The organism is Devosia sp. (assembly GCF_041917035.1).
Lineage (GTDB): Bacteria > Pseudomonadota > Alphaproteobacteria > Rhizobiales > Devosiaceae > Devosia_A.
This window is the reverse complement of the sequence record NZ_JAYRYM010000331.1, coordinates 1-3,444: the sequence shown is the minus strand read 5'-3', so window position 1 is coordinate 3,444 and position 3,444 is coordinate 1. Positions and strand designations below refer to the sequence as shown.

Genomic DNA, 3,444 nt, shown 5'->3' with positions numbered 1-3,444 from the left:
TCAAGGCCGACGTCGATGCCGGCAAGCTGCCCGGCGTCGCCGAGCGCCTGCCCGTCAACCCGCTGGTCGTCACCCCGCTCGAGCGGGTCGGCCAGCAGGGCGGGGACTGGAAGCACGCCCTCGTCGGGGGCGGCTCGCTGTCGATGCTGGTGCGCTACCAGGGCTACGAGCCGCTGGTGCGCTTCACTCCAGACTGGTCGGGCATCACCGAGAACGTCGCCGCATCCTATGCGGTGAACCCCGAGGCGACCGAATACACCATCACCCTGCGCAAGGGGCACAAGTGGTCCGACGGGCACCCGTTCACCACCGCCGACGTGCAGTTCTGGTACGACGCCTATTTCACCGATGCCGAGACCTCGCTGGGCGGCAATGCCTGGTGGAGCGCCGGCGGCGAGAAGGCGAAGCTCGAGGTGTTGGACGAACAGACCTTCAAGGTGGTCTTCGCCAAGCCCAACGGCTTCTTCCTGCAGCAGCTGGCCTGGGCGCAGCAGGACCAGCTGACCCGCACGCCCAAGCACTATCTCGAGCAGTTCCACCTGCGCTACAACCCGGAGGCGGATGCGCTGGCCAAGGCGCAGGGCCTCGAGAGCTGGATCGCGCTGTTCCAGCGCGAGATCGGCATGGCCGACGACAACACCTTCTTCCAGAACCCCAGCCGCCCGACGCTCAATGCCTGGATGTTCGCGGTGGCGCCCGGACAGAACACCGAGCAGGCGCTGGCCGTCCGCAACCCCTACTACTTCAAGGTCGACACCGAGGGTACCCAGCTGCCCTATTTCGACCGCATTGTCTACCAGATGGTCGCCGATCCCGAGGTGCTGCTGCTCAAGACGCTGCAGGGCGAGATCGACATCATGGACCAGTACATCTGCATCCCGGCCAACAAGCCGGTGCTGTTCGACGGCCAGGCGAGCGGGGGCTACGGCTTCTATACGCTCAAGGAGACGGCGGCCAACGTGATGGCCTTCCAGCTCAACCTCAACCATCTCGACCTGACCAAGCGCGAGCTGTTCAACACCATGGACTTCCGGCGCGCCCTGTCGCTGTCGGTCGACCGGCAGGCGCTGATCGACGCGGTGTTCGTCGGGCAGGGCTCGCCGGCGCAGGCCTCGATGCGCGAGGGCGATCCGCTCTACAACGAGCAGCTGGCAAAGCAGTACACCGAGTACGACTCGGACCGGGCCAACGCGCTGCTCGATGCCATCATCCCCAACAAGGACGGCGAGGGCTACCGGCTCGACAAGGAGGGGCGGCGGGTGACGATCATCTTCGAGATCGACCAGACCCGCACCACCTTCCTCGACATGTTCGAGCTCGCCATCCCGATGTTCCAGGCGGTGGGGATCGACGCGCAGATGCGCACCATGGACCGTTCGCTGTGGGAAGAGCGGGTGCGGCGCGGGCGCGAGTACGACGCCACCGCGCACCAGTTCGGCGCCAATTCGGGGATCGCGGCCATGCTCGATCCGCGCTTCTACGTGCCGATCAACAATAACTGCTTCTACGCCCAGGGCTGGGCCCTCTACTACACGCAGCCGACCAACGAGGCGGCGATCGAGCCGCCCCCGGAGGTCAAGGCGCAGCAGGATCTCTACCGCTCGCTGCTCGCCTCGGCCGACCCGGCCAAGCAGAGCGAGATCATGGCGCAGGTGCTGCAGAACGCGGCCGACCTGTTCTTCACCTTCGGCGTCAGCCTGCCGGCGGACGGCTATGGCGTGGTCAAGACCAACGTGGTCAACCTGCTCAAGGAAATGCCGAACTCGTTCGGCTGGCCGACCCCCGGCCCGGCCCGGCCCGAGCAGTTCTTCAAGGCCTGACACACACTGGCCACCACAAACTCGGTGTCACCCCGGCGCGAGGCCGGGGTCCATCCTGAGGTCCTCCACGCCGATCGAGCGCTGCAGCATCTCGGGATGGGTTCCGGCCTTCGCCGGAATGACCCGGTGGGGTAGGCCGAACCAAATCCCAGGCGATCCACGGGCCGCCGCAACCTGGTGCAAGAGACCGAAATGCTGGACGTCAAGGCGCGGGCCACCGATACGCTGCGCACACCCGACTGGTACCGCTCGGCGACGCGCTGGACGCAGCTGACGCTGGCCGAGGACGATCCGGTCAAGTTCGATCCGGCGTTCTGGATCGAGGTGTTCAAGCGCACCCGGTCCAATGCCACCTGCCTCAGCGCCGGGGGCTATGTCGCCTACTATCCCTCGAAGGTGCCGCTGCACCATGTCAGCCGGTTCATCGGCGATACCGACCCGTTCGGCACGCTGGTCGAGGGGGCGCGCGGGCTCGGCATGCATGTGATGGCACGCGTCGATCCGCACGCCATCCACCAGGAGGCGGCCGACGCCCATCCCGAATGGATCGCCGTCGACCGCGACGGCAACAGGCGCCGCCACTGGGCCTATCCGGAGGTGTGGGTGACCTGCGCCTATTCGGACTACAATTTCCGCTTCATGCCGGAGGTGCTGAAGGAGCTGACGGCGAACTACGACATCGACGCCATCTTCGCCAATCGCTGGCAGGGCCACGGGGTGTGCTACTGCGACAGCTGCCGCAGCAGCTTCCGCGCCGCGAGCGGCTTCGAGCTGCCCGGCGGGGCCAATGCCGAGGACCCGGTATGGATGGCGTGGACCGCCTGGCGGCGCACCCTGCTCAGCCGGCTCGTCGTCGAATGGGACGCCACGATGAAGGCGATCAAGCCGCATACCAGCTTCATTCCGAACATGGGTTCGGTCTCGCTGATGGAGTTCGACCTCGGGATCATCGAGAAGTACTGCCCGTTCCTGTGCGTCGACGACCAGGGGCGGCGCGGCACCGAGCCGGTGTGGATGGCAGGACGGAACGGCAAGCGCATGCGCGCCACCTTTCGTGACCGCCCGACCATCCTGATCACCTCGATCGGGCCCGAGGAGGAGTATCGCTGGAAGGATTCGGTGACCACGGGTCCCGAAATCCGGGCCTGGATGGATGCCGGCACGACGCAGGGCATGCTGCCCTGGTTCACCAAGTTCAACGGCGTGGTGCCCGACACCCGCTGGGTCGCGCCGGTGGCGGAGAGCTTTGCCCTGCACGCCAGGCTCGAGCCGGTGCTCTCCGGCATGTCGCCGGTGGCCGAGATCGCCATCCTCGACCCGGCGACGACGCTGCGACACCATGGCGACCGTTCGCGGAAGGCCGCGGAGGCCGACGACCTGGGCGTCTACCAGGCGCTGATCGAGGCGCGGCTGCCGTTCGAGATGCTGTCGGACCAGGCGATGACGGCCGAGAGCCTCAGGCGCTTCAAGGTCGTGATCCTCGCCAATTCGACCTGCCTGTCGGACGCCCAGATCGGCCTGCTCGAGGCCTATGTGGCGCAGGGCGGCGCGCTCGTTGCGGCGTTCGAGACCTCGACGCGCACCGAGGACAACCGGCCGCGCGGCGGACTGGGGCTGGGGCCGC

2 protein-coding genes are annotated in these 3,444 nt (G+C 67.0%); both read left to right on the top strand.

From position 1 onward, the window contains the following. Nucleotides 1-1,820 (top strand): ABC transporter substrate-binding protein (locus tag ACE3TU_RS20460; RefSeq protein WP_374627609.1); only part of this gene is annotated, 1,820 nt, incomplete at its 5' end. 192 nt (nucleotides 1,821-2,012) lie between these two features. Further along, the coding region (locus ACE3TU_RS20455; protein ID WP_374627607.1) for a family 10 glycosylhydrolase at nucleotides 2,013-3,444 on the top strand (1,432 nt) is incomplete at its 3' end.